Here is a 22,505-nt window from a genome sequence, read left to right as displayed (position 1 = left end):
AGCTAGTGCATAGAACTTTCATTCCCCGAATACCTCCAAAGTTTTCGACAGGATGTCGCGCGCCAAGCCATGAGTATCCACCGGCCGCGGCCCTAGTTTGTCGAGTTCTACCCGGACAAGCCCTTGAACATACTCACGTACATCATTACGGCATGCCTGCACTTGTTGCGGCGTGTACTTTAGCTTCTCGTAAGTTTGCCCGAGTAGTAAATCCATTCGGTTGCAGATATCGTATGCGACTGTGAACCCAATAACATCTGCTATTTGTTGGTCAGTGAGACCTAAAACATCGACATCTGGGGACGTTTCATAGAGCTGTGAAAGGGTTTCGGTCGCTGCATTGCGAAGCGACTCTTCATCAACGCTGCCAGAGTTCGGCAAGACTTCGCGCACAATTTCCAGTATGAGGTCATTGGCCGACAGTTTTGCTGCGCGAACGCGTGCAACCCAGTCTACAACACGGGGATTTGTGCCATCACGTGCTTGGGTAAGAAACTGCCCCAAAGCCCCAGCACCCTGCGCAGTGGCACGCATAGTTCGTGCGGCACGTGCGGGGCCGCCCATTCCGCGTCCAACCATGCGCTTTGCAGCGGACTTGATGTGTTCTGAACCGCCTCCGCGCAACGCTCCTGATAAAGCTGCCCGTGCCCCGGCAAGGCGCCTTGCTGGAATGAGAGGGACTGGTTGCTGGTCGCCCGGTGCGTCCGCCTCGTTACCTTTTGGCTGCCCATCGTTGTCATCGCCAGTGTTTTCGTCATCGGCGCCGTCTCCCCCCTCCCCGCCTTCGCCACCGTTTCCATCACCAACGTTGCCCGCATCACCACCGCTGGCGGGTCCATCAAGCCATTCTGGGTCAAACGGTGAGCGCGGGCCGCCGCCTTTGCTCGACGTAGAGGTCCCCATTAGTTTTTCCCTTTATCCATGGGTTCAATAGCACGTTTTACTTTTGGGTCTAGTCCCCCGTCTGCCGACCACTTATCTAGAACGTCTTTTGCCCAAGGTTGCGCTTGGAGTTCGGGAATAATGCCGGCACCGATTTGCGCGACGGGAGCAGTCAGGAGCAGCTCCTTCGCCTTTACCGAATGCTGCTGGAACACCTTGCAAGTTTCGATGAGCATCAATACGTCCTCCGCCTTCTTCCAGGTACGCTTCGATGCTTTGAGCACCCATGCACGCCCCATCGCTAATCCGGCCTGCACTTCGCCTACCGCGGTAATGGCTGCAGTAAGTTGTTGGCCTCGTGTTTTAGCTTCGACAAGCGCATCACGTAACTCCCGCCCAGCAGTTGTCAAATCGTCCACACCAAAGTCTCGGGTTGCTGTATCGCGACTGAGATGGAGCAGAGGGCGGAGGTCAATCTCGCCCAAAGGAGGAGCGAGCCCGAGCCATTGAAATACGAATGGGTCGCTGGTACTAAATGGCTCTTCCAAAGGCTTGCCGTCAGCACTTGCTTCTTCTGCGAGCCTCAACTTATCAACACGTCCATCTTGCTCGGATGTCACAAGATTCGCGAGTGCGGACGCAAGGGTTGGGGCGCAGCGCTCTAAGAGGTGCCATTTTGCAAGAGCCTGAAGATTGAGTTCGATGCCTTGCGGCTCAGCGAGACTTGACCGAAGGAAGACCGTGTTGAGAAACCGCTTCATTAGACGAGGGTTTCCGTCGACAGCAACGGACCTGGTAAGCAACGGCGCTAACCCATCAGCGAGCCGCATCAGTTCGATTATGTCTTCGTCGCCGGCCGCATGCCCCTCCAAAAATTCGAGCGTAACGGAATCCCCACGCCATGCATCTCTAAGCCGTTTGGAAGTCGAAGCTTGTGCATCTGCAAATTTGTCTTCCGCGAATGCGCCATCCTGGCATGCCCTCTGCAGAAGCAGAAGGGCGATGTAAGCCTTCGCTTCGTTCACACCAAGTCGTGGAACATGCAGAGGAACCTGAATCAGTTTGTCGAAGTAGTTCGTCGCTACCTCGTCCTTGATTTCCGTGCCAGCAAAATGAATGCGGACAGCTCCCTTAATAAAATCATTGTCTGCTGCGATAACGAATGCGCTGCGCTTAATAAAAAGCAAAAGCCGGATGGATTCAAGCGTGGAAATGGCCGTCTTTGGCAGGCACCGGTCGAGGTCGTCAACAAATACGACCAAGGTGATTTTCAGCTCTTCCAACAAGGCTTCGAGCGCCACACGAAATTCATGTATTTCGTTTGGCAACGAGAGTGGCTCCGCCTTTTTGAGAAGACCATCATCATTTTTGTCCGCTTCCTTCTTGTCCTTTTCGTCCTTTTTACCGTCATCACCATTATCACTATCGAGCAAGCCAAATTTCTTCATGGCCCGACCAATCATTCCGACAGGAACACCTGTGAAATAGGTAGCGGCAGCCTCACCACCCAGCTGTACAAGGCGAAGCACATTTATGCGTTTGAGAAGTTTTATGGCTTTATCGCGGAGCCCCTCTCGCTCCCCGGCTTCCTGCAGGACCTTGTCGCCAACTAACTGCAGAAGGGCACTACGTGCGCTATCGAAATCTTGATACAGCCAAGGATTGAATGTAACAAAAACGTAGCTGTTTTCATCTGGTTTGTTAAGCCCTTCGAGACGTTGTCCGACCATCCTCACCAGTGAGCTCTTACCAGCTCCCCATCCACCAGAAATCCCGACGGATATAGGTTCGCCACGTGCCTGTTGGAGCAACTTCGCGCACGCGTCTGCCACGATACCGAAGTTCAGATAGTCGACGGTAGTTTCGTTGTCATGCCACACTGGTTTGGCCCCCTTCGACGACGCAGCTCCGACTTGGATGAGCGTGCGCAAACGTTTTATTGGTGGATTTTCCGCTTTGGTAATGAGCGTAAATCAAGTTGCTGCTTGTTTATACCAGATTTCAATTTTATTGATGTATCTCTGGATGCGCCGGCTTCTACCTTTAACTTGGTTTATATCGCATTCAATGAACGTATGAGCATCCGACGCGCTGTCGCCCTAACCTGTCAATGCACTCAATTGGGTGTTTATCACATGAATCCATAGACGACATCGCCTTGTCAATGCGCTATACGGATTTCCTTTATGGAATCTGTCAGCATGCGCACTCTCACATTTCAAATCTCCCTATGCGACCGAACGGCGAGCAACGCTTTTCCCCTGACGAGAGCTCGCGTAATCGAGCTCGTCAAACAGAACGTTCCTGAGCCGCTCGGTATCGTCCGCGTCGTAGTAACCACGAAGGCACTCGATGACGAGTTTGATACAGAGTTGGCGAGTGTAGAGCTAGTGGCGGATTCACACCGAGCCTGGCAACTTCAATACGTATCTCATCCTGAACAATCTAACGGACTAACAGCAGGCGCACTCCCATGTGAGGGCGATTTCGCATCTTATGCACACGCCTATGTCAGCCGGGAAACAAACCGTGCATTCACGGGATTTATCGCGACAACTTTACAAGCAGAGGGCCTCGGACCAATTGCAGTTCTGGACCTCAGACGGGACAACGCAATTCCTGTCGTCCCGGATGAGGATGACGTGCGCCAACTGGTCAGCTTTCTGGAATAGTGTCCAATTTCAGGGGTCTGCGCGGGTCCTCGCAGAAAATATGGTCGAGTGATTCAATAAACAGCTCAAACCTATTTTCTGTCCACTTGGGAATGCCATAGGCCCACCAGCGAACTGAAGCACCTCCTTGTGCCAACTCTTCCAAATCGCGGAGGCTGCGCTCGTGGCTGGTCGGCGAGCCCTCCGGCAACCGCCGCGCAATCGTCACAATTAATGGCAGCTTCACTGTACTTTTATATGCCTCGGGCCATTTTTCGTCGTCAGTGATAACAATATTTTCAGATTCAATTTGCATTGACCCTGAGCCGTGGAAGATACATTCCTTTGATGCTGGCGCAAGCTTCGAGCCTTTGAATGCATTGCCATATGTCAATTTTTCGCCATAAAGCGAAAGCGGATGAGATTCCAGTTGCTCACGATAGAACTTGTTGTACGGCTGTGTAGTCGGCGAAAGTCCCTTGGCCTTCGCCCGCTCAGCCGTCTGCTTCTTCAGCCGAAGGTAAGCATGTACTACGGGGCGAAGCAGTGATGTCGTGTAATGCGACGATAACGTCTTGTCTCCGGCGAGTTTGCGGCGCCTTCGGATAACCTCATTCCCATCAATTGCGACAACGTCGTCTCCAGGCTCTCGAACGGTCGATGCCTTGCGCCGACGAAGAATCAACGCCTGAGGCAACTCGACGCCACCGATTACAGTTTTCTTCGGCTTCTTCGATTCCAATATCTGCTCGATTGCTAACTCGTCGCCCGATTCTCCGTTGCATCCATGTTTGTGCTTCTCCCCCGACGGAACCTTAAAGTGCGGAGCTCTCACACAGTCGGTAACTATGCATCGCTCCTCTAGTGCTATTTCACAAAACGGGCACCTATAAGGCCCAGAAGATATGCCTGTGTCAGAAAAGTAAGTCTTGAACTCGGATGCGCTTCGCACATCCCCAGAGCGGGTCATTCCAAGAGCACTCAAGCTGTAATTCCTTTCGGCTGTTGTCTGGCACGTTGCGCTTCGCGTATTTGGAAGCAAAAACAGCTTGCATAGCTACAAGCGGCATGACGAACACATGCTTAAATAATATTGGCGGCTCTCACGCGACACTGAGTGTGGAACCTGTGCCATGACGGATATTTACATACTTCACGGTAGCCTGCATAAATTCGATGCCCTGCACTGTGAAACCGCGACTTAGTCCATGCGCTGAGCACCTCACAAATCGGCGTTGACCGTACCCCATAACCATCCCAAGAGTAGTTTGGGTATAACTTTCGGTCGCCATCAACTTGACGGAATATTGGAACCCGGTAAACCTTACAGTTTCTGAGGTGATAGCCGGTTACGCTCAGCGGGAAGGCATCGGATACATCAAGCGTGTCAATCGTATTTTTCGCAGACAACGTGTATTTAAAAGACATCTGCCCTCCCCTCTTCAAAATTACATGACAACCACGACTCATTCGGCTTTTCAACCAAGATTTTTCGGATGGGCCGCCGCTCCTGAAAATTCAATCTCCTTTTATTTTGTAAATCATCAAATCGCGGTATACTTTCTTTCGGCCTTGCTGACAGAGTTTGTGCCATGTAATCGTGGCATTTGATAACAACGTAAGAAGCTATGCCTACCTGGGACCGTGAATACGCCAGATGGCTATGAAATTGGACTCCATGGGCTATTGAGTGTCGGCAAGGCCCCTTTACGAATGAATTTGCCCCTTCTATCTGCGCTGGAAAAGCTACAAGCCTCGGCATCGCGCGCAGGACTTGCCGAAACGCTTGAGATTACCGTCAAGCATCTGACTTACTTGCTTTATGTTAGAGACAGTGCCCGGAATTATCGTAAATTTTCGATACCCAAGAAACACGGCGGCGTCAGAATCATTCATGCACCAGAAGAGCAACTCGCGTCACTTCAGCGAAAGTTAGCTGTTGTCTTGCAACGTGCCACGACAGAAATTGAGCATAAGACAAACTTTACCAACAACGCGTCGCACGGATTTCGACCGCAACGAAGCATCCTTACCAATGCATCGGTTCATCGCAATCGACGGTTTGTATTAAATATAGACCTACAGGATTTTTTCCCCTCGATAACTGGGGCTCGTATTCGCGGTTTTTTAATACAAAATCGGCATTTTGCTTTAACTCCAGCGGTAGCAACCGCTATCGCTCACATCGCGTGCAAAGATGGTCTACTGGTGCAAGGCAGCCCATCCTCGCCTGTCATATCAAATCTTATCGCGAGCATCTTAGATTTCCATCTCGCCCGACTCGCTAGAGAATGCGGATGTACTTACACGCGTTACGCAGACGACATCACGTTCTCAACAAACAAAAGAGTCTTCCCAGAAAAGATAGCTTCTGAGGATGCCGCTCGTCCAGGCGCATGGACGTTGTCTCGCACGCTACGTGGGCTTATTAAGAAGAGCGGCTTCTCAGTCAACGACAAAAAAACCCGCATGCAGAGTCGGCACTCTCGGCAAGTGGTAACTGGTTTGGTCGTGAATAAAAAGGTTAACGTGCCGGCAGAATACCGTCACCTCGTAAGAGCCTACGTATTCAAGCTCATACACACGGGGGCGTTCGTCATTCACGAGCGCAAGGTACTCCCAGATGGAACGACTCAGTCGGTCGAGATTCCGGGCACACATGAGCAATTACATGGAATGCTCGGATTCATTCATTCTGTGGATACCGTCTTGAGAACTGAGCTCGAGGCGAATCCATACAATCACTTGCCGCCCTACAAATTGATGACGGGAAAGCAAGACTATCCTGCACCTTCCCAACTGCGCAATCTCGCAATCTATCGCAGGTTCTTGCTTTACACCCGGTTCTTTGCGACCGACGTTCCGCTCATCGTATGCGAGGGGAAAACTGATATTGTTCATATCAGTACGGCTATTCACCAATGTAAAAATGAGTTTCCATCGCTCGTGAGAAAAAAAGATGATGGAAAGGATGTCCTGGCCGTTCAGTTCTTTAAATACGAACGAAAGCACAAAACCGAAGACCGTGGCTATCTTCCCAATTTCTCGACAGCCGAGATACTCGGCGTCGGAAGCGGCGGGGGCCCTAACCTGTCAGCTTTAATTAGATTGTATTCGGAAGAAGCCATAAAGTATCAAGCTCCACGTGGAAAAAATCCCGTGCTATTTGTCGTTGATAACGATTCTGGAAAAGATACGGTTATCAGTACCATCGGCAGTAGCCTGTCAAAAAAAGTTGACCGCGATAGCCCGTTCACTCACCTATTTGCTAACGCGTATCTGCTCTTAATTCCGCGAAACGGAAAAGCAAACAGTAGCATTGAGGACTTGTATGCCACACATGATGTGGCCAAAGGTCTGAACGGAAAGGCTTTCGAATTTTCAAACAAAAAAAATCACGGCAAGACCGTTGGCAAAGCGCCTTTCGCCTACGAGTTCGTGGCAAAACGGGCTGCCGAACTCGATTGGTCAGGATTCAAGCCACTGCTTCAGAACATCGTGTCCTCGATTGAAGCTTACGGCGTAAAAATAGCTTTACCGAAAGGCACCTAGAGAAATTCACCTCTTCACTGACGCGAGGAGGCAGCGGCCCCCTTCATCCTGAGCCGATGTACCGCCACGAAGGCGCTATTAGGTCAAACCTATGAACGCAGATACCACTCGTTGGCACCGCCATATTTGCCAGCTCGCGTATCCTCATCGCGCTTATAGCCTAGTTCTTCGGTGAAGCCTACTTCATGTAGCACCTCCCTCGCTCGCATCACATCGGCCCGGTCGTTCCAATCCGAGGTGTAGACGCAAATCAAGTGGGTGTTGTATGGCCTCGCATGGAAAGCAGTCGCCATCTTTGCGCACACGTTGCACCCACTTCCACATTGCATTGTCGATGTTAGCTTGGAGGCTAACAAATTACGCTGCACTGTAAGCACATAAGCTAACAGGTGAAGCGCGCTAAGCTCTCAAATGCCATTCGTCAGGGCTGCCATACTTACCAGCTCGCGTATCTTCATCGCGCTTGTAGCCCAGCTCGTCGGTGAACCCCAACTCTCGCAGCACCTCCCGGGCCCGCATCACATCTTCCTGCTCGTTCCAGTCCGAGGTGTAGACGCAAATCAGGTGGGTGTCGTATGGCATCGCGTGGAAAGCAGTGGCTACTTTCGCGCAGAAGAGACGGTCTGCGGCTATTGCGTTGCATATGAGCTCCCAGGTGGCGTCAATCTGGGCAAGAGGAATATAGAGGCACCACTTGCCGGCATTTCGATACAGCGCGTCTTCGTCGAAGCTCGGGGACTTACGATATTGCCAATGGCGGCTCATGTTCTCTGACGGCTTATCCGAGCGTTTAAACACCTCTTCTGCGCGTGCTTGCTGGCCGTCCATTGCGCTTCCCACCCTACCGGTTCGTGAAACAGCATCTTCACGATAGTCGGTATCCAGGGGAATTCAAGAGAGGTAAGGCAGAAACGAAGAAGGCCACACCTTTACGGCATGGCCTTCTATCGGGGGACGCTTCTAAGGGAAATCAACTCACGAATTGCGCGCCAGAGAGGGGTCAAGGGCCAAAAAAATTAGAGAATTGACACATGACCTTGAGTAGTGTCCCCGACCTTATCTGACAAGGGTTAGCGGGGAATTTAACCCCACCGAGGGACGCTTCTTGATGCTGTCCGGGGACGCTTCTATTTTCTGGCTAACAACACAACAAATTGGGATTTCCCCTCACTCCACCGTCACCGACTTCGCCAGATTCCGTGGCTTATCCACATCCGTCCCTCTCGCACAAGCCGTGTGATACGCCAGCAATTGCAAAGGCACCGTATGCAAAATAGGCGACAACTGCCCATAGTGTTCCGGCATGCGAATCACGTGAACACCTTCATCGCTTTCAATATGCGTATCCGAGTCGGCGAACACATAAAGCTGACCCCCACGCGCGCGGACTTCTTGCATATTCGACTTCAGCTTTTCCAGCAGCGAGTCATTCGGCGCAACGGTCACCACTGGCATCGCTTCAGTCACCAGCGCCAATGGCCCGTGCTTCAGCTCGCCAGCCGGATAAGCCTCAGCGTGAATATAAGAAATCTCCTTCAGCTTCAGCGCACCTTCCAGGGCGATCGGGTAATGCAAGCCACGCCCCAGGAACAGCGCGTTCTCTTTCCGAGAAAACTCTTCCGCCCAGGAAATAATCTGCGGCTCAAGCGCCAGCACGCTGTTCAACCCTGCCGGCAAGTGCCGCAGTTGCTTCAGATACTTCGCTTCCGCTTCCGCATCCACATGCCCGCGCAGCTTGCCTAAGGTCGCGGCCAGAATAAACAGCCCCACCAATTGCGTCGTAAACGCCTTGGTAGAAGCAACGCCGATCTCCGTGCCTGCGTGCGTCAAGAACTTCAGCTTGGTCAGCCGCACCATCGCGCTCGAGGCGACGTTACAGATAGCCAGCGTATTGTGATGCCCCAGCTCCTGCGCGTACTTCAGCGCAGCCAAGGTATCCGCCGTTTCACCCGATTGCGAAATCGTCATCACCAGCGCATTCGGATTCGGCACGGACTCACGATAGCGATACTCACTCGCCACCTCGACATCCGCCGGAATCTTCGCAACCGATTCCAACCAATACTTCGCCGTCAAACCCGCGTAATAGCTCGTCCCGCACGCCAGAATCAGCACGCGATCGATCTTGGAAAAAATCGCCGGCGCTTCTTCGCCGAACAACTTCGCATCAAAGCCATCGATCGCCGGGATCGTGTCGTTGATCGCGCGCGGTTGTTCGAAGATTTCCTTCTGCATGAAGTGACGATACGGCCCCAACTCCACCGCGCCACCATACGCCGCCACCGTCCGCACTTCCCGATCGGCAACCTGATCATGCGAATCGATGATCGTCACGCCGTCCAGCTTCACGTCCACGACATCGCCTTCTTCCAGGAAGATGAAGCGATCCGTATTGCCCGCCAATGCCAACGCATCGGAGGCAATGAAGTTCTCATGCTTACCCGGCGCGCCCAGGCCCACCACCAGCGGCGACCCGGCACGCGCACCCACCACGCGATGCGGCTCGCCCTTGTGGATCACGCCGATCGCATAGGCACCGCGCAGCATTTTCACGACCTTCCGCACCGCTGCAAACAGATCGCCGGCGTAGTGCAGATGCACCAGGTGCGCGATCACTTCGGTATCGGTCTGCGACACGAAGGTATAGCCCTTCGCGATCAGGTCCTGACGCAGCGGTTCGAAGTTCTCGATGATGCCGTTGTGCACCACGCCGACGGTGTCGTGCGAGAAGATCGGATGCGCGTTGTGCGTGACCGGCGCGCCATGCGTCGCCCAACGCGTATGCGAGATACCCGTTTCCGCTTCCAAGTGCTGCGCAAGCACCTGCGCGTCCAACTCGGCCACGCGTGCCGTGCTGCGCACACGCGTCAGTGCGTCGCCTTTGACGACCGCTACGCCGCAGGAGTCATAACCGCGGTATTCAAGCCGCCGCAGACCTTCCACCAGCACATCGACGATATTGCGCTGCGCTACCGCGCCTACGATCCCACACATGGTTTGTCCTCGATATCACACGTCAATCCACCTCGGCCGCGAGCCCGTCGCTCGCGCCGCGCAAGGCGGCCGGCGTTACGCCTTCTTCTGTTTTGTCGGCCGCTGATAGCCGCTCTTGGCTACCTGCGTCTTCTCATTGAGCGTCAACGACGCCGCAGGCACATCCTTCCACACGGTCGTCCCGGCGGCCAGGCTCGCACCCTTGCCCAACCGCACCGGCGCCACCAAGCTCGCATTCGAGCCCACGAAGACATCGTCCTCGATGATGGTCCGGTGCTTGTTCGCGCCATCGTAATTGCAGGTGATCGTGCCGGCACCGATGTTCACGCCGGTGCCGATGTCGGCATCGCCGATATACGTCAGGTGGTTGGCCTTCGAGCCCTTGGCAATCGTCGCGTTCTTCACTTCGACGAAGTTGCCGATATGCACCTCGTCCGCCAAGGCCGCGCCAGGACGCAGACGCGCATACGGTCCGATCACGGCACCGGCGCCCACCTTCGCGCCTTCCAGATGGCAGAACGCATCCACACGCGTTCCTGCAGCAATCTCGACATCACGCAAGACGCAGTTCGGGCCGATGCGCACGTTGTCGCCCAGGACAACGCTGCCTTCGAACACGCAGTTCACGTCGATCGACACATCGCGGCCGGTTTTCAAGACACCGCGCACGTCGATGCGCGCCGGATCCGCCAGCGTCACGCCTTCGTCCAGCAGCGCAGTGGCGATGCGCGCTTGAAACGCCCGTTCCAACACGGCCAGTTGCGCGCGGCTATTGACGCCCAGCGTCTCGGTCTCGTCCGACGACGACACCGCCTGCACGGCGACACCATCGGCGATCGACGATTCGACCAGATCGGTCAGGTAATACTCGCCCTGCGCATTGTCGTTGCGCAGCGCTTCGAGCCATCCAGCGAGCCTGGCCGTCGGCAAGACGACGATACCGGTATTGACCTCCTGGATCGCCTTGGTCGCCGCGTCCGCGTCCTTCTCCTCGACGATCTTGGCCACCACACCCGATGCGTCGCGCACGATGCGGCCATAGCCGGTCGGGTTGTCCAAAGTGACCGTCAGCAGGCCATAGCCTTGCGGCCCGGCAGCGTCAATCAAACGTTGGAGCGTGGCGCCGGTCGTCAACGGCACGTCACCGTATAAAACGAGCGTAGGAACGGAGGGATCGAGCGCATCGAGGGCTTGCTTTACAGCGTGCCCCGTACCCAGTTGCTGGGTCTGCTCGGCAAAAACGATATCGGGCGAAGCCACCGCTTCGCGCACCGCGGGGCCGCCATGACCGACCACGACAACGATCCGTGTCGGTTGCAATGTGCGCGCCGTATCGATCACGTGGGTCAGCAGCGGACGTCCCGCCAGTGGATGCAGGACTTTCGGCAACGCGGAACGCATCCGCTTACCCGAACCCGCGGCCAGAATCACGATGTTCACGTGGCACCCTTCGGTCAGAATGAGCGCTCCATTCTAGCACGCGAAGTTGGCGGTAAAACTGCCCGCCAGACCGCAAATCGGCCCGGAAAACCCACCGCATTGCGGTCCATACAACGGTCGATGCAATGCCGGCTGATCAATCAAGTAGCAGGACGCCGCCGATCCGCCAACAAGCAATCATCGATCATGCGGCGCACTGGCGAATCGCATTGCGCATCGCCTCGGCCAACTCCGCCGCGACGAACTTGGCGACATAGCCGTTCGCGCCAACCTTGCGGACGTGCTCCTCGTTCGCCGATCCCGACAGCGACGAGTGAATGACGACCGGAATCCGTTGCAAGCCGGCATCGGCCTTGATCCGGCGCGTCAGCGTGAAACCGTCCATCTCCGGCATTTCCAGATCGGTCAGCACCAGCGCGATATCGTCGCTGATATTGCGGCCTTCGGCGACGGCCTTCTGGTTCATCGCATCCAGCAGATTCCACGCTTCCTGCCCGGTCTTCGTCATGATGAAGGGCACGCCCATCGCGGTCAGGCTCTGCTCCAGCAAGCCGCGCGCAACGGCGGAGTCGTCGGCGGCCAGCACCTTGGCGCCCTTGCGGATCAACAAGGCGCCGGTCTCTTCGCGGTCGATCGGCGGACGCTCTTCCGGCATCACGTCGCGCAGGATCTGCTCGACGTCCAGCACCTGCGCCAACAAGTTCTGATCGCCCGGCAGGCGCGCGATGCTGGTGACTGTCTTGCTCTTCGAGTGCGCTTCCGCCGACAACACATTGCCCCATTCCAGGCGGACGATGTCGTCGACTTCCTCGACGGCGAAGCCCTGCGTGGTACGGGCAAATTCCGTGACCAACAGGATCTTCAAGCCATTACGCGGCTCGCAGCCGGTGATGCGCGCGAGATCGATCACCGGGATGATCTGGCCGCGAATATCGGCCACGCCCAGCATTTCCGGTCCGGCGCCCACCAGTGCGGTCAGCTTCGGCATGGCCATGATCTCGCGGACCTTGAACACATTGATGCCGTACAACTCGCGCTGCGCCGTACCCGGCGCTTCTCCGAGCCTGAACAGCAGCAGCTCGAACATATTGTTGCCGGCCAATCGGACCCGTTGCTCGATGTCCTGTTGCGTCGTATCCATGCTTCCCTCTCATGCCGTCTTGAAATGCGCCTGGTGCACCCGGAGGCGAAACGCGCCGCCGTCTCACGCGACGCAGCGGCGTTTCCCAGGCGCGTGCCATGCACGCTGAATCAGAAATCGAACTTGCAGTGCCGACTATCCGGCGGGAAGCGCGATCAGAAGGTTTCCCATTCGTCTGCCGACGCCGCCTTCGGCGCAGGCACCGAACGCGATGCCGTTTGCATCGGCGTGCGCAAGGCCGTATCGGCCCCCGCCATCGCCATCGCCGGTGCGCCCGATGTCATCGCGGTGCGAGGCTCGACACGTGCGCTTGCGGCACGCGTGACCTTCGATACCGACAGCGACTTCTTCGCACGCGGTGCCGACGTGGCGCGCAAGGACGCCTTTGCCCGTGCCGCGCTGCCCGATGCCAGCAGGCTCGTCGATACTGGCGCGGTCGACAGCACCGCGGCCGCCACTTGCGCATTGCGATCGACGCGGAACGTGCCGACAAGTGCCTTCAGCGCGCTCGACTGTGCCGCCATCGATTGCGCGGCAGCCGATGCCTCCTCGACCAACGCCGCGTTCTGCTGCGTAACCTCGTCCATCTGCGCCACGGCTTGATTGACCTGCTCGATACCGGTCTGCTGTTCCGTGGAAGCCGCCGACACTTCGCCCATCAGATCCGTCACGCGCTTCACCGACTTGACGACATCCTTCATCGTCGCGCCCGCTTCGTCGACCAGGGTCGAGCCCGCCTTCACGCCTTCGACCGATTGATTGATCAGCTCGGTAATTTCCTTCGCCGCCGCCGCACTGCGCTGCGCCAAGGTGCGTACTTCGCCTGCCACCACCGCGAAGCCGCGACCCTGCTCGCCGGCGCGCGCCGCTTCCACCGCGGCATTCAATGCCAGGATGTTGGTCTGGAAGGCGATGCCTTCGATGACCGAGATGATCTCCGCGACCTTCTCCGAGCTGGTGGTGATGCCACGCATCGTGCCCACGACCTTCTCGACGACCTCGCCGCCGCGCTCGGCGATCTCCGACGCATCACGCGCCAGCATATTGCCCTGCTTCGCGTTCTCGGCGTTCTGACGCACGGCGGCGGTCAACTGCTCCATGCTCGCCGCGGTCTCTTCCAACGCGGCGGCTTGTTCTTCCGTACGCTGGCTCAGATCCGTATTGCCGGCAGCAATTTCCGACGAGCCGGTGGCAATGCTCTCGCTGCTATCGCGCACCTGGCTGACCATCGTCGCCAGCTTTTCGTTCATGTTCGACAGCGCGCCCAGCAATTGCGCCATCTCGTCACGACCTCGCACATCGATGCGCATCGTCAAGTCGCCGCGTGCCACCGTTTCGGCGACCAAGACGGCTTCGCGAACCGGCGTGACGATCGAACGGGTGATCAGCAAGGCGATCATGCCGCCAAAGGCGAAGGCCAGCACGATGATCACGACAGACGTCGTCAGCGTTGCACCATAGGCTGACTCTGCATCAGCCACGGCCGCGTCGCCGCCCTTGCGGTTCATTTCGATGTCTTTTCCGATCGCATCGACCATCGCGCCGAATGCCATCGTCGCGGTCGTCAACGCCAGATCGCGCGCCTGCGGCAAACCTGCGTCGCCGGTCTTCACCAGATCGGCAATCTGCTTGTCGACGGCCGTATAGGTCGTCCAGGCCTGCTGAATCTTGTCCGCCAGCTGTTTTTCCTCGCCGTCGGCGACGAACTTGGTGTACCTGGCCCACGCATCGTCATAGGCTTTGAGTGCCGTGAGGCGTGTCTGGCCGTCCTTCGCGCGCGCCGCATCCGTGGTATCCAGCAGGATCTTCACCTGCGTGCGACGCACGGTGTTCGCGGTGTTCTGCACTTCACTGAGCGCCTGTATGCTCGGCAACCAGTTCTTCCCCAGGTCCTCGGTCCCGCGGTACACACGCGACGTCTGGATATACGACAACACACCCATCAACGCGATCAACAGCAGCGTGATGCCGAAACCCAAACCCAAACGGGCGCCAATCTTCAAATTGCTCAAGGCTTTCACGACAGCTCTCCATGACTATGCAATCTGGTGAACGGCTGTTCAAAATCTTACTGAAGCCCTACCGCGATATTTATTTAGCTATGCCGAGGCTTTGACTGCCTTCGCATCTAAAAACCAGGAAGAAACCAGGACTTTCTACCGACTTTCGCCTTAACAACGAGGCTATTCCACCACACTTCGGCGGCAGCCTAGCCGCGCATCGTGTCTGAGTGATGTCGCCCGTCTTTGCATCCTGGCTGATCAATGCATTCGTTTGTTCGCCGCGCCCCGCAGCCGAAAATGAAAAGCGCCCCCTATCAATGAGATAGAGGGCGCTTCCTGTCGCGTTGGCGAGTACCGCGGAACCAGCCGGCCTCGAATGCGAATCAGAATCGATTAGCCATCGCGTTTGCCAAACCGGATTATCTGTTCCTGCGGACCCAACTTGGTGCCGGACGCCGGCGCGGCGGGCAGCGCGTCGTCCGCATCGTCGTCATTCAGCAGCAGCGGCTGGGCCGCTTCCGTGCCGCAGGGATCCTCGTCGAAGGCGATATCGCCGTTCGGGTCCGGACGGCCGGTGGCGCGCAGGCCGGCGAAATTGAACAGATCGCGGTCCATCAAATGCGACGGCACCACGCTGGAGAGCGCATTGAACATATTGTCGACGCGGCCGGGGAAGCGTTTTTCCCAATCGCGGATCAATGCCTTCATCTCGGCCCGCTTCAGATTCGGCTGACTGCCGCAGAGATTGCACGGGATGATCGGGAATTCACGCAAGACCGCATACTTCTCGAGGTCCGTTTCCTTTACATAGGCCAACGGTCGAATGACGATATTGCGACCGTCGTCCGACTGCAGCTTCGGCGGCATGCCCTTGAGCTTGCCACCGTAGAACATGTTCAGGAAGAGCGTTTGCAGGATGTCGTCGCGATGGTGGCCGAGCGCGATCTTCGTCGCACCCAGCTCCCCAGCCACGCGGTACAGGATGCCGCGACGCAGACGCGAGCACAGCGAGCACGTTGTCTTGCCTTCCGGCACCAGACGCTTGACGATGCTGTACGTATCCTGGTTTTCGATATGGAAGCGCACGCCGCGTTGCGCCAGATAGGCCGGCAACACGTCTTCCGGAAAGCCCGGCTGCTTCTGATCGAGATTGACGGCAATGATCTCGAAATCGATGGGCGCGCGTTCGCGCAGCCGCATCAGGATGTCGAGCATCGCATAACTGTCCTTGCCGCCGGACAGGCAGACCATCACACGATCGCCGTCTTCGATCATGTTGTAGTCGCCGATGGCCTGGCCAACCTGGCGTGCCAGGCGCTTGAACAGCTTGTTGTTCTCGTACGCGTCGCGGTCTTCGCGACGCGCGGCGGCACGTTCGGCGCGCTGCGCGGCGTCCATGCCGTCTTCGGGCACGGCGGCGTCCGCCGTCACGGCGGCGTGAATATCGTCAGGCATTACGCCTCCTTGAATCGGAATACCTCGACGCCGACGGACTGACAGTCCGGATAGACATCGATCTTCTCGGTGATGACGCGGACCGCGCGGATTCGCGGGTCGGCGAGCAAGCGCTCGGCCAGGCCATCACACAGGGTTTCTTGTAAATGCACATGACCGTCGCCGATGGCCGCAACGATGGCGTCGCGGATGATATCGGTATTGACGATCTCTTCGAGTGCGTCGCGATGCGGCGTCGAAATCGCCAGCGGCACGAACAGCTCGACATTGAATCGGACCCGTTGCGGTCCGTGCTTTTCCCGCTCGTACGCGCCAATATGCATCCGGACTTCATAGTCACGGACGAACAGGCGGCGGCAGTCGGCAAGACGCGGGTCGATCAGCACGCTGGACATCGCGCGGCTCCACTGGAAACTATCGGCGGCGGGCGTCGGTTCGACGTAAAAACGCGAATACGCCCGGCTAAAAAACGAAAAACTTCAATATTATCAATCACAACGCCGTTTCGGCAAAAGCCGTCGGCAGCGTCATGACAATTTGGGACAAATCGCCACGACGATGCTTCCCAATGACGCGTTTGCACCACAGATTCCCACGGGCATGGCGACGGCGAACCCGCTCGCGTGGATCGACGTTCGCCGTATCCTCGGTATCGACGGGAAACAGCCAGGCACACCCGGCGCGTCGGGTCGCCAGTTTACTCGCTCCCGGCGATTTGGTTCGCCGCACCGCTCAGCTGCAATGTCGCACCGGTAATCGTGTTGGCCTCCGCGACATAACAGAGGGCTTGCGCCAGTGCGGCATCGGCGCTGGCCTGATCCGCGACAGCCCGGGCATCCCGATCACACAAGGGCGCGCTGAGAGCGGCCACGCGCATGCCCGGCGCGAACGCCCGCGCCAGACTGGGTATCGTGGCGTGCAGGGCTACCTGCGACGCGGCATAGGGAATACGGCCGATGTCGACATGGCGCTGCAATCCGACGGCGTCCAACAGGACCATGATCGATACGTCCTCGCTGGCATAACGCGCGAGCACCTCGACGGACTCGGACGATACGCGCTCCCGGACGAGGTGCCACGCCGCATGATGCGCACGCGCCAGGCACAGCGGCGCGGTGACATTGGCTTGGTGAAACGCGTTGATCTCGTCGCTGTCCCAGCGCAGCGCATCGCTCGACGGGCCCGACGCCACAGGCACGCTTGAATTGCCGATCGTCTCGTGACCGACGACATCCGGCCAGATCGATGGCGCCAGCACCAGGCAACGCGGCGCTTCGCCGAACGCCGTCGGCGCCGCGCAGTCGGCGATCAGCGCCGACGCGGCATCGGCATGCGCCGCCATCGCGTCGAATGGCAGGAACGTCAGACGCAAGACGCGGCCGGCCTGCGCGCCAACGGCCCGTAGCGCGTTGGCACGCGGTGAACCGCGCAGCGCCTCGCCGACATTACAGCCCGCCGGCGCGACGCCGTAGAAACCGATATCCCAGCCCGCCTCGGCAAACGCTGTCGCCAGCCGCGCCGCGCGTTGGCCCAGGATGTCGATGATGCGGCAAGAAACGCCATCGGACGGGCCCGCGACCGCGTCGGGCGGCGCGTCGGCGTCGGGCGCATCGGCAATGCGGGCGGGTAATAGCACGACGGGCTTACGCGCGGAAGCGGGTAGGCCGGGACACACAACAGGAGCGGGGGAAAGATCGCTGGTCATTTACAATGTCGCGATGAACGCCAATCAGCCTCCCAGTTTACCTGTTCCCGACGCTGCCGCCCTCGCGCGAAGCGCAACACTGCGTGCCCGCATCGCCGCGGAGATAAGCGACCACGGCGGCTGGCTGCCATTCTCGCGTTATATGGAGCTGGCGCTCTACACGCCGGGCCTCGGGTATTACAGCGGTGATAACGTCAAATTCGGCCGCAGTCCCGCGGACGGCAGCGATTTCATCACCGCCCCGGAACTGACGCCGCTGTTCGGGCAAGCATTCGCGCGCCCCATCGCCCAAGCGCTGAAAATGGCCGATGCCGATACCGTGCTGGAATTCGGCGCGGGCAGCGGGAAGTTGGCCGCGGATCTGATTTTGGCGTTGCACGCCTTGTCGGTTGAATCGGCTGTCGAATCGGCCATGGAAGCGCCGCTCTGCCGGCACTACACGATCGTCGAACTGTCGGGCGAACTGCGGGCGCGGCAACGCGATACCTTGGTCGATCTTCTCGCCCGCGCGGGCGCGACAGGGCCCGCTGGCGCTGCACCCGAGCAAGGCGACGCGGACGCGCGGCAACACGTGCGTGACTGGGTCGACGCCCATGTGACGTGGATCGATCGCTTGCCGGAGCGCTTCAGCGGCGTGGTGATCGGCAATGAGGTCCTCGATGCCATGCCGATCACGCTGCATCCGCTCAGCGCCGGCCGATGGCATGAGCGCGGCGTCGCGCTTGATGGCACGCAACTCGTGCAGCAAGATCGTCCGAGCGCGGCGCCTGCAGCACTGGCGCCGCCGTTACGCGCGCTGTTCGAACAGGTCGGGCGCAGTGGTCAGGACTATCTGGTGGAGACGCATGGCGCGGCCAGCGCGTTTGTCGCCACCGTGTGCACGATGCTCGAAAAGGGCGCGGCGATCTTTATCGATTATGGCTTTCCCGCGCACGAATATTTCCATCCGCAGCGCGGCGCGGGCACGGTGATGTGTCATTACCGGCATCAAGCGCATACCGACCCGCTGCTCTATCCCGGCTTGCAGGACATCACGGCGCACGTCGATTTCAGCGCGATGGCGCAAGCGGGTCTGGACGCGGGCGCCGATATCCTCGGCTATATGTCCCAAGGCCGCTTCCTGATCAATTGCGGCATCGCCGATCTGCTCGCCAAGCAGGCCAGCCCGGAAAAACCTGCGCAGTATCTGCCCAAGGCCAATGCAATGCAGAAACTGTTGTCGGAAGCCGAGATGGGGGAACTGTTCAAGGTGATCGGCTTTTCGCGGGGGCTGGAGGATATTCCCGATGCTTTCCTGACCGGCGATCGCTCGTGGACCCTGCTGCCGGACGATGAGGACGAAGACGGGGAAGAAAACCCGTGCGCCGATGGTGGCGCCGATGCGGTCGGCAACGCAGCGGCAGCCGGAAACGGCACATCATGATCCGCTGGTTCATCACATCGTTCATCGCGACGATGTTGCTCAACGCCTGCTGGCCCTGGCTCAGCAAGATCGGCGTGGGCCGCCTGCCGGGCGATCTGCGCTTTCGCGCCTTCGGGCGCGAGTATGCCTTTCCCTTCATGTCGTCGATCGTGATCACCGCGATCGGCTTCGCGCTGGTGCGCGTGCTCTAGCCGGTAACGGTCAAGAGCAAGATAAAGGTCAAGGTCACCGTCGCGCCACGCTTCGACGGCTTTTACCCCGCGTTCAGTCCGATTTCGGCTCGCCCGGCAAGGCGGCCGCCACGGCCGCTACGCGCGCATCGTGCACGGCATCCTTGATGCGCGCCGGCTGCGCGGCGAACTGTGCCGCCACCGCACCGGCATCGACACTGCGTGCGGCCACCAGCGCCAGACGCAAACGCTCCGCCTGAGGATAGGGATTCGCCTCGAAACCGAGCCGCCCGCGCGCATCGGACTCGCAAGCCTGCAAGGCCTCGGCGAAGCGCGCCGGCTTGCGCAAGGCGTCGCACCGTTCGAGCAAACGCACCAAGGCGGCCGCGCCGAACTCCCGCACCCGATGGATATTGCCGTGCTCGCGCGCGACCATCACCGCCAGATCGCGACAGTCGTTCGGCACGCGCAACCGTTCGCACAGCGGCTTCAGCAAATCGACGCTGCGTCCCTCATGACCGATATGGCGCGGCAACACATCGGCCGGCGTTCCCGCCTTGCCGAGATCGTGCGTCAGCGCCGCGAAGCGCACCGGCAGCGCATAGCCGGCCGCCGCCGCGTGATCGGTCACCATCATCACGTGCACGCCGGTATCGATTTCCGGATGGTAATCGGCGCGTTGCGGCACGCCGAACAGCGCATCGACTTCGGGTAGGATGCGCGCCAGGGCGCCGCACTCGCGCAAGACCGCAAACATACGCGACGGCCGCGCTTCCATCAGCCCCCGCGCCAGCTCTTGCCAGACACGCTCCGGCACCAGCGCATCGACCTCGCCGGCGGCGACCATGCCGCGCATCAGTGTCATCGTTTCCTCGGCCACGGTGAAATCGACGAAGCGCGCCGCAAAGCGCGCCAGACGCAGAATCCGCACCGGATCCTCGTTAAACGCCGGACCGACATGCCGGAAGATCCGCGCGGCCAGATCGCCTTGCCCATCGTACGGATCGACGATCGGTCCGACCTGCGTGCCGTCCGGCGCAATCGCCTGCGCCATCGCATTAACCGTCAGATCGCGACGCGCGAGATCTTCTTCCAGCGTCACATCCGGCGCGTAGTGAAAGACGAAGCCGTGATAGCCCGCCGCGGTCTTGCGTTCGGTCCGCGCCAGCGCGTATTCCTCCTGCGTGGACGGATGCAGGAAGACCGGGAAGTCCTTGCCTACCGGCCGAAAGCCGCGCGCCGCCATCTGCTCCGGCGTGGCGCCCACCACCACGTAGTCACGGTCCTGCACGGGCAGGCCGAGCAAGCCATCGCGGATCGCGCCGCCCACGGTGTAGATCTCCACTTACAACACCTCGTCGTAACGCGCGATGGCCGGTTCTTTCTGGGCATCGGCGATCCACGCCTGCACCGCAGGCAACGCGATCACGCGTGCCATATACGCGGCCGACGATGCGGACAGCGACGGACCGTAAGTCTGGAAACGCATGACGACGGCGACATACATCGCATCGGCGACGGTGAAATCGCCGTACAGGTAGGGACCACCGGAATGCGCCAACGCTTCGGACCAGATCGCATCGATGCGCGCGATATCGGCATGCGTGTCCGCATCCAGATGCTTCAGCCGTTCGGCACCTGCACGCGCGCGGATATTCATCGGCATATTGTTGCGCAGCGCCGCGAAACCGGCGTGCATCTCGGCACTGATCGAACGGGCGCGCGCGCGTGCGATCGCATCGGTGGGCCACAGCGCTTTTTCGGGAAAACGTTCGGCCAGCGTCTCGCAAATCGCCAGCGAGTCCCACACGGTGATCGGCCCATCGATCAGGCAGGGCACGCGACCACTCGGCGAATAACGACGAATGATGTCGGCGGTGTCGGGTTGGGCCAGCAGAACGAGTGTTTCCTGAAACGGCAGATCGAAGTGCTTCATCAGCACCCACGGACGCATCGACCAGGACGAATAGTTCTTGTTGGCGATAACCAGTTGCATCATTGCAATACGCTCCCGAATAGGTTCAAGCGATGCGTGGAAAATAACGCTCCGGGAGACCCATCGCCTGCGCCACGGCCCTGGCTCAAGCTCAGGCCGACGGTTTCCAACGCTGTCCCACCGGCAGGCCGCGCAGATAAGCGCCCGCCACCGTTTCCAACGGCGCCGGCGTCACGCGCAGCAGCGGATCCATCGGGCCGCTCAGCACCGAGTCCACCTCCATCGAATCGATATTGTCGCGGGTGATCGGCGGATTGGGAAGATGCTCGAAGAGCGCGCCCTGAAGCCTCCCGGCCCAGCTCGGCAAACCGATGATCGGACGACGATGTCCGCTGGCCTCCCCGGTGAAGCGCACCAGCTCCGCCAAGGTATAAACGCCCGGACCACCGAGATCGAAAACCCGTGGCACCGTGGGCGCATCCAGTTCGATCATATTGACCAAAGCGCGTGCGACGTCCTCGACATAGATCGGCTGGAATCGCGCATCGGGGCACGCCAGCGGCATGAAGGGCGCGATCTTCAGCACCTGGGCGAAGGTGTTCAGGAACTGATCGCCCGGCCCGAAAATCACCGAGGGTCGAAACACCGTCGCGCGCAGAGGCGTGCCGCCGTCGCTCTCGCTGGCGCGGACCGCCGCATCGATGCGCTGCTCGCCCTCGCCTTTCGAGCGCAGATACATGCTGGGGCCGTTCACATCGGAGTGCAATGCGCTGAGGTGCAGCAAACGCTGTATCCCCAGCGTCCGCATGGCCGTGCAGATCTTTTCCGGCAGCGCCACATGCGCGCGTGCGAAACCGGGACCATAGGGCGTGGCACGCTTGTCTTGCAGCACGCCAACCAGATTGATCACGACATCGGCACCATCGAGAAAGGCGGTGAGCTGCGCCGGCACATGCACATCGCATTCGGTGATGGAGATGGGCAGCATCTGGATCGGACGCGCTTGCACGCGGCGGCGCGTGGCCACGCGCACCGCATAACCGGCTTCCAGGAGTTGGGGAATGAGTGAGCGACCGATAAAGCCGGTCCCCCCGATGACCGCCACCGATTGATAACGCATGTCATCCTCCTTATGGGAACCGCGCACCGAGCG

At 58.8% G+C, this 22,505-nt stretch carries 17 protein-coding genes and 1 pseudogene; 4 read left to right on the top strand and 14 right to left on the bottom strand.

Annotated elements, in window-relative coordinates; all coding sequences use genetic code 11:
* Window positions 1–18: 18 nt before the first annotated feature.
* Together qatB and ABEG21_RS02110 are read right to left on the bottom strand one after the other, a co-directional pair.
* The gene (qatB, locus tag ABEG21_RS02115; RefSeq protein ID WP_347555637.1) at window positions 19–903 is read right to left on the bottom strand and encodes a Qat anti-phage system associated protein QatB; all 885 of its coding nucleotides are present in this window, start codon (window positions 901–903) and stop codon (window positions 19–21) included.
* Window positions 903–2,762 (bottom strand): P-loop NTPase fold protein, encoded by a 1,860-nt coding sequence (locus tag ABEG21_RS02110; protein ID WP_347555636.1) that lies wholly within the window; start codon window positions 2,760–2,762, stop codon window positions 903–905. The genes qatB and ABEG21_RS02110 overlap by 1 nt, the downstream gene beginning before the upstream one ends.
* 306 nt (window positions 2,763–3,068) lie before the next feature.
* Here ABEG21_RS02110 and ABEG21_RS02105 point away from each other — a divergent pair, with 306 nt between their 5' ends.
* Window positions 3,069–3,554, top strand: coding sequence for a hypothetical protein (locus ABEG21_RS02105; protein WP_347555635.1), 486 nt, complete (start codon window positions 3,069–3,071; stop codon window positions 3,552–3,554).
* On the opposite strand, the gene ABEG21_RS02100 is transcribed toward ABEG21_RS02105, so the two are convergent.
* A complete protein-coding gene (locus ABEG21_RS02100) occupies window positions 3,538–4,275 on the bottom strand; it encodes a hypothetical protein (protein ID WP_347555634.1) in 738 nt (245 codons plus the stop codon). The genes ABEG21_RS02105 and ABEG21_RS02100 overlap by 17 nt on opposite strands.
* Window positions 4,276–5,246: 971 nt before the next feature.
* Between ABEG21_RS02100 and ABEG21_RS02095 the strand changes: the two genes are divergently transcribed.
* On the top strand, window positions 5,247–7,085 hold the full coding sequence (locus tag ABEG21_RS02095) for a retron Ec67 family RNA-directed DNA polymerase/endonuclease (protein WP_347555633.1): 1,839 nt from the start codon (window positions 5,247–5,249) through the stop codon (window positions 7,083–7,085).
* A gap of 399 nt (window positions 7,086–7,484) precedes the next feature.
* Here the strand turns inward: ABEG21_RS02095 and ABEG21_RS02090 are convergent, their stop codons facing one another.
* From ABEG21_RS02090 to ABEG21_RS02055, 8 genes are all read right to left on the bottom strand, one after another.
* Window positions 7,485–7,913, bottom strand: coding sequence for a putative phosphothreonine lyase domain-containg protein (locus ABEG21_RS02090; protein WP_347555632.1), 429 nt, complete (start codon window positions 7,911–7,913; stop codon window positions 7,485–7,487).
* A 339-nt stretch (window positions 7,914–8,252) separates the two neighbouring features.
* Entirely contained in the window at window positions 8,253–10,079 is a 1,827-nt protein-coding gene (glmS, locus tag ABEG21_RS02085) for a glutamine--fructose-6-phosphate transaminase (isomerizing) (protein WP_347555631.1), read from the bottom strand.
* 75 nt (window positions 10,080–10,154) lie between these two features.
* Complete coding sequence (glmU, locus tag ABEG21_RS02080) at window positions 10,155–11,519, bottom strand: bifunctional UDP-N-acetylglucosamine diphosphorylase/glucosamine-1-phosphate N-acetyltransferase GlmU (RefSeq protein WP_347555630.1); 1,365 nt, start codon at window positions 11,517–11,519, stop codon at window positions 10,155–10,157.
* A gap of 184 nt (window positions 11,520–11,703) precedes the next feature.
* The gene (locus tag ABEG21_RS02075) at window positions 11,704–12,660 is read right to left on the bottom strand and encodes a chemotaxis protein (RefSeq protein ID WP_347555629.1); all 957 of its coding nucleotides are present in this window, start codon (window positions 12,658–12,660) and stop codon (window positions 11,704–11,706) included.
* 155 nt (window positions 12,661–12,815) lie between these two features.
* Complete coding sequence (locus ABEG21_RS02070; RefSeq protein ID WP_347555628.1) at window positions 12,816–14,681, bottom strand: methyl-accepting chemotaxis protein; 1,866 nt, start codon at window positions 14,679–14,681, stop codon at window positions 12,816–12,818.
* 375 nt (window positions 14,682–15,056) lie between these two features.
* The gene (gene ttcA, locus ABEG21_RS02065) at window positions 15,057–16,061 is read right to left on the bottom strand and encodes a tRNA 2-thiocytidine(32) synthetase TtcA (RefSeq protein ID WP_347556582.1); all 1,005 of its coding nucleotides are present in this window, start codon (window positions 16,059–16,061) and stop codon (window positions 15,057–15,059) included.
* Window positions 16,062–16,117: 56 nt separating this feature from the next.
* Window positions 16,118–16,513: a dihydroneopterin aldolase gene (locus ABEG21_RS02060; RefSeq protein ID WP_347555627.1), complete on the bottom strand. Its 396-nt coding sequence runs from the start codon at window positions 16,511–16,513 to the stop codon at window positions 16,118–16,120.
* Window positions 16,514–16,815: 302 nt separating this feature from the next.
* Window positions 16,816–17,754 (bottom strand): hypothetical protein, encoded by a 939-nt coding sequence (locus tag ABEG21_RS02055; protein ID WP_347555626.1) that lies wholly within the window; start codon window positions 17,752–17,754, stop codon window positions 16,816–16,818.
* Between the two features lie 82 nt (window positions 17,755–17,836).
* On the opposite strand from ABEG21_RS02055, the pseudogene ABEG21_RS02050 reads away from it, so the two are divergent.
* Window positions 17,837–19,144 (top strand): annotated as a pseudogene (locus ABEG21_RS02050) (SAM-dependent methyltransferase); the annotation flags it as partial.
* A 98-nt stretch (window positions 19,145–19,242) separates the two neighbouring features.
* Complete coding sequence (locus ABEG21_RS02045; protein WP_347555625.1) at window positions 19,243–19,437, top strand: DUF2905 domain-containing protein; 195 nt, start codon at window positions 19,243–19,245, stop codon at window positions 19,435–19,437.
* 73 nt (window positions 19,438–19,510) lie between these two features.
* Here ABEG21_RS02045 and ABEG21_RS02040 read toward each other — a convergent pair whose 3' ends face one another.
* From ABEG21_RS02040 to ABEG21_RS02030, 3 genes are all read right to left on the bottom strand, one after another.
* Window positions 19,511–20,761 (bottom strand): multifunctional CCA addition/repair protein, encoded by a 1,251-nt coding sequence (locus tag ABEG21_RS02040; RefSeq protein ID WP_347555624.1) that lies wholly within the window; start codon window positions 20,759–20,761, stop codon window positions 19,511–19,513.
* Window positions 20,762–21,412 carry a glutathione S-transferase family protein gene (locus ABEG21_RS02035; protein WP_347556581.1) on the bottom strand — a complete coding sequence of 217 codons (651 nt, stop codon included), beginning with the start codon at window positions 21,410–21,412 and terminating at the stop codon, window positions 20,762–20,764.
* 91 nt (window positions 21,413–21,503) lie between these two features.
* Window positions 21,504–22,472 carry a complex I NDUFA9 subunit family protein gene (locus ABEG21_RS02030; RefSeq protein WP_347555623.1) on the bottom strand — a complete coding sequence of 323 codons (969 nt, stop codon included), beginning with the start codon at window positions 22,470–22,472 and terminating at the stop codon, window positions 21,504–21,506.
* Window positions 22,473–22,505 lie beyond the last annotated feature (33 nt).

The sequence above is a fragment of the Robbsia sp. KACC 23696 genome (genome assembly GCF_039852015.1).
Classification (GTDB): domain Bacteria; phylum Pseudomonadota; class Gammaproteobacteria; order Burkholderiales; family Burkholderiaceae; genus Robbsia.
This window is presented reverse-complemented; position numbering and strand designations above follow the sequence as displayed.